The sequence below is a fragment of the Herminiimonas sp. genome (genome assembly GCF_030645555.1).
In the GTDB taxonomy this organism is placed as follows: domain Bacteria; phylum Pseudomonadota; class Gammaproteobacteria; order Burkholderiales; family Burkholderiaceae_D; genus Oxalicibacterium.
The window spans coordinates 1-4250 of sequence record NZ_JAUSME010000182.1; the positions used below are offsets into that span (position 1 = coordinate 1).

The window sequence follows — 4250 nt, forward strand, 5'->3', positions numbered from 1 at the left end:
TCGATGGTTGAAGTGGGCGATTCGCCATCGATCTTCTTCAATGGGATGGCCGGCACGCAAAGCGCGATAGCCATCGCGCATGGCGAAGGTTATGCCGACTTTTCGCTGACTGGCGATATAGACGAGGCGATTGTCGCCATGCGCTTCATCGACAACAAGGGTCATGCAACCGAAACCTATCCATACAATCCGAATGGTTCGCCGCAAGGCATTACCTCGGTGACCACGCCGGACGGCCGCTTTACCGTGTTGATGCCGCATGCCGAGCGCGTGTTCCGCAGCGTGCAGCAATCCTGGCACCCGGAATCATGGGACGAGGATTCGCCATGGATGCGCATGTTCCGCAATGCGCGCAAGTGGGTGGGCTGATAAGCTAGCTTGGATGAGTTTGCACTGCGGTTGTTTGATTACAGTTTGCAGTAGTAAAGCCGCTCAATTGAAAATGCCGTTCAGTTTTTGACTGGGCGGCATTTTTTATTAATGAGTGTTTTTTGTTGGTAATGCTTTTTTCTCTCCGTAGAGAGTTGGTATGCCGGGCCACCCCCGGCATACCAACTATGTTCGAAGAAATACAAGCATCAACACCACCAAACCAAAATAAAAAACAATAAAAAAGGCGCTCCGAAGAGCGCCTTTTTTCATGCCTGAAGAAGCTTACTTGATCTTCGCTTTGGCACGCAATTCCTGCTGGAATGCCTGCAGTTTTTTCTGTTGCAGTCCTTCTGCGATTTGCGGTTTGACTTCATCCAAGGTCGGGATTTTTGCCGGACGCACGTCGTCCAGTTTGATCACGTGGTAACCGAATTGGGTTTTGACCGGGGTTTCGAGCAACTGGCCCTTTTGCAGGGAAGTCATCGCATCCGAGAAAGGTTTCACAAAAGCCGCAGGTGATGCCCAGTCGAGGTCGCCGCCATTGCCGGCCGAACCTGGATCTTTCGATTGCTTGGCCAGATCTTCAAACTTGGCGCCGGCTTTCAGTTTGGTGATGATGGCTTTTGCTTCATCTTCCTTCTCAACCAGGATGTGGCGTGCGTGATATTCCTTGTCGCTGGCTTGTGCCTTGAATCTGTCGTATTCAGCCTTGATGTCGGCATCCTTGACTGGATTCTTTTTCAGGTAGTCGCTGACCAGGGCGCGTATCAGGATGGACTGGCGCGCAATTTCAATCTGGCTTTTGACATCGCTATTGGTGCCCAGACCTAATTTATCTGCTTCCTGAATCAGGATTTCGCGCGTGATCAATTCATCCTTGATCATCGCACGCAGCTCAGGTGTATCTTGCTGACCCTGTGCAACCATTTGCTTGACCATCACATCTGCACGGGAAGACGGCACTGGCTTGCCATTCACGACGGCCAGATTCTGCGCCATTGCAGGCAGTGCAGCGGATATCAATAATGCGACCAGCAGATGAGCAGGTTTTAAGATCATATAAATTCCTAATGGAAGTATTTTATTAGAGAAGTACGACTATCAATTTACGGCGCGCTTCAAATTTCGGATGGCGCCAAAGCAGTAATGGCTAACGCATGTATTTCTGTGTGCATCATGTCATCAAGACAATCATACACCAGCCTGTGGCGATGTATACGGCTCTGTTTTTCAAATTGCGTGGAAATAATCCGCAAGCGAAAATGTCCGCCACCCGAGGCTGCGCCGGCATGGCCTGCATGCAATGCAGACTCGTCTTCCAATAGACATTCCAGTGGTGTAAAAGTTTCAACTAATCGTGCGCGTATCTTGTCCATCCTGGTGCTCATTGCGGTTCTTTCACGTATTTTGACAGCAACAGGCTTTGTGCTATGACAAATGCAAACATCAATCCCATGCCGCCGAATAGCTTGAAATTTACCCAGCTGGCGGTGGAGAAATTGAAGGCGACATACAGATTCAGCAAGCCCATCGTGATGAAGAAAGCCACCCACGACAGGTTGACGCGGCGCCAGATGCCTTCAGGCAGCGTCATTTGTTTTTCCATCATTGTGCGTATCAGGTTTTTCTTCAGGAAAATCTGGCTGAATAATAGTACGGCGGCAAAACACCAGTACAGGACGGTAGGCTTCCACTTGATGAAAGTCTCATTGTGGAAGTATATCGTCGCGCCGCCAAAGAAGACGATGATGGCGAATGACAGCCACAGCGTGCCATCGACTTTCTTGCCGCGTGACAGTAGATAGCCGATTTGCACGATGGTGGCGATGATGGCGATCGCTGTCGCCAGCAGGATAGGCGCTTGCGCTACCGTTACCTGGCCGCCGGAAACCAGTACCGACAGGAATTGCTGGCCAAAGGCCTGTGCGGCATCGGCGTTGCCTTCGCCCCACTTGAAGACGGCGAAGAAAAGGATGACGGGGAAGAGATCGAACAGGAATTTCATTTCAATTTGCTTTCGTTCAAGTCTGGTGTGGGATCAAAGCGCAGTGACGCCGAGTTGATACAGTAGCGCAAGCCGGTCGGCGGCGGGCCATCATTGAAGACATGACCCAGATGCGCATCGCATACATTGCAGATGACTTCGGTGCGTATCATGCCGTATTCTCGATCGATTTTTTCCTTGATGTTATCCGGATTGAGCGCAGTGAAATAGCTCGGCCAGCCGCAGCCGGAATCGAATTTGCTATCCGATGCAAACAAGGGCGTATTACAGCAGACGCAAGTGTAAATGCCGTGTTCGTGATGGTCCCAGTAACGTCCGCTGTAAGGCGCCTCGGTCGCGGCATGGCGCGTGACGTCGTATTCTTCTTCGCCCAGCATGGCGCGCCATTCGTCATCGCTCTTGATTACTTTGTTTGTCATGATGAACAACTCACTTCCAGATCAGATGCCCAGTCGGGCGGTAAGGCTGCGTATTTCTCATTTTCCACTTGTTCGTCAAATGGTTTTTCCAGCACTTGCAAGAGTCTGGCTACTTCAGAAAAGTCTTTATTCTGCGCTTTTTCAATCGCGATTTGCGCCAGGTAGTTGCGCAAGACGTATTTGGGATTGACTGCGTGCATTGCAAGCTGACGTTCCGCATCGTCGCTGTGTTCCAGCCGCAGGCGCGCGCCGTATTGTAGCGCCCAGGCGTCGAATGCGGGGCGGTCGATGAATAGATCGCGCACCGGCTCCCAGCTTGCCGCATTATCGATTTGCACTGCGCCGAGGCGGCGGAAAAATAGCGTGAAGTCGGCATGGCTGCCTTGCAGCACGGCGAACAGCGCATCGAACAGTTTGCCATCATCGGCCTGCTGCGTTTGCAGGCCGAGTTTTGCCCGCATCAGTTCGGTGAATTTTTCCGCGTAGGCCGGCTTGTATATACGCAGCGCTGCCTGCGTTTCATCGACCTCGCCTATCAGCGGCAGCAAGGCCTGGCCCAGCGCATAGCAATTCCATTCGCCGATTTGCGGCTGGCGTGCATACGAGTAACGCCCTTGCTGATCGGTGTGGTTGCAGATATGCGTGGCGTTGAAAGCTTCCATGAAGCCGAACGGGCCGTAATCCAGCGTCAGGCCGAGGATGGACATATTGTCAGTATTCATCACGCCATGCATGAAGCCGACTGCCTGCCAGTGCGCAATCATGTGCGCGGTGCGCAAGCTGACTTCAGTCAACAGGGCCTGGTAGGGGTTGCCGGCAGTCTTGAATTGCGGATAAAACTGATCGATCACGTAATCGGCCAGCGTCTTCAATTCATCGTGTTTTTCATTGTAAAACCAGTGTTCGAATGAACCGAAACGCACGAAGCTGGGCGCCATGCGGGTCGCCACTGCAGCTGTTTCGCGCTGTTCGCGCATCACGATCTGGTCCGAGCCGATGACGCAGAGTGCACGCGTGGTCGGTATGCCCAGTGCCGCCATGGCTTCTGAACACAGGAATTCGCGTATCGAGGAGCGCAGCACCGCACGGCCATCGCCCATGCGCGAGTAGGGCGTCAGACCCGCACCCTTCAACTGCAATTCCAGCCTGGCCCCAGGTGCAATGCCAGGTGCCGCCGCATCGCCCAATGTAATGGCGCGGCCGTCACCCAGCTGGCCGGCCCACACGCCGAATTGATGGCCGGAATACACGGCTGACACCGGGGTGGAACCGGCCGGTATGCGGTTGCCGCTGAATGTTTCCAGCAGCGCTGGATGACTGATGGCGGTGACATCGAGTCCTATCAATGCCGCTGCCGACGCGCTCGCGCAAACCAGATAAGGCGCTGGCAATGGCGTCGGCATCAGATTCGTGTAGTGCGCAGGCGGTAGTGATGCAAACAAATTTTCCAGCGA

The 4250-nt window shown here is 53.3% G+C and carries 6 protein-coding genes; 1 reads left to right on the forward strand and 5 read right to left on the reverse strand.

Annotated elements, in window-relative coordinates; all coding sequences use genetic code 11:
* A partial coding sequence (locus Q7T06_RS07050; RefSeq protein WP_304782528.1) for a phosphoribosylformylglycinamidine synthase subunit PurQ occupies nucleotides 1-369 on the forward strand: 369 nt, incomplete at its 5' end.
* 285 nt (nucleotides 370-654) lie between these two features.
* Here the strand turns inward: Q7T06_RS07050 and Q7T06_RS07055 are convergent.
* From Q7T06_RS07055 to Q7T06_RS07075, 5 genes are read right to left on the reverse strand one after another with little or no spacing between them, the layout of a single operon-like run.
* Nucleotides 655-1431 carry a peptidylprolyl isomerase gene (locus Q7T06_RS07055; RefSeq protein WP_304782530.1) on the reverse strand — a complete coding sequence of 259 codons (777 nt, stop codon included), beginning with the start codon at nucleotides 1429-1431 and terminating at the stop codon, nucleotides 655-657.
* A gap of 59 nt (nucleotides 1432-1490) precedes the next feature.
* The gene (locus tag Q7T06_RS07060; RefSeq protein ID WP_304782533.1) at nucleotides 1491-1760 is read right to left on the reverse strand and encodes a BolA family transcriptional regulator; all 270 of its coding nucleotides are present in this window, start codon (nucleotides 1758-1760) and stop codon (nucleotides 1491-1493) included.
* On the reverse strand, nucleotides 1757-2377 hold the full coding sequence (locus tag Q7T06_RS07065; protein ID WP_304782534.1) for a septation protein A: 621 nt from the start codon (nucleotides 2375-2377) through the stop codon (nucleotides 1757-1759). Before Q7T06_RS07065 ends, Q7T06_RS07060 begins: the two co-directional genes overlap by 4 nt.
* The gene (msrB, locus tag Q7T06_RS07070; protein WP_304782537.1) at nucleotides 2374-2796 is read right to left on the reverse strand and encodes a peptide-methionine (R)-S-oxide reductase MsrB; all 423 of its coding nucleotides are present in this window, start codon (nucleotides 2794-2796) and stop codon (nucleotides 2374-2376) included. Before msrB ends, Q7T06_RS07065 begins: the two co-directional genes overlap by 4 nt.
* Nucleotides 2793-4247, reverse strand: coding sequence for a YdiU family protein (locus Q7T06_RS07075; protein WP_304782539.1), 1455 nt, complete (start codon nucleotides 4245-4247; stop codon nucleotides 2793-2795). The genes msrB and Q7T06_RS07075 overlap by 4 nt, the downstream gene beginning before the upstream one ends.
* Between the last annotated feature and the right edge of the window lie 3 nt (nucleotides 4248-4250).

Excerpts from the sequence above, each read along its gene's own strand:
- Q7T06_RS07060 (WP_304782533.1), bottom strand. The coding sequence starts at position 1,760 with ATGAGCACCAGGATGGACAAGATACGCGCACGATTAGTTGAAACTTTT.
- Q7T06_RS07055 (WP_304782530.1), bottom strand. The coding sequence starts at position 1,431 with ATGATCTTAAAACCTGCTCATCTGCTGGTCGCATTATTGATATCCGCT.
- Q7T06_RS07065 (WP_304782534.1), bottom strand. The coding sequence starts at position 2,377 with ATGAAATTCCTGTTCGATCTCTTCCCCGTCATCCTTTTCTTCGCCGTC.
- msrB (WP_304782537.1), bottom strand. The coding sequence starts at position 2,796 with ATGACAAACAAAGTAATCAAGAGCGATGACGAATGGCGCGCCATGCTG.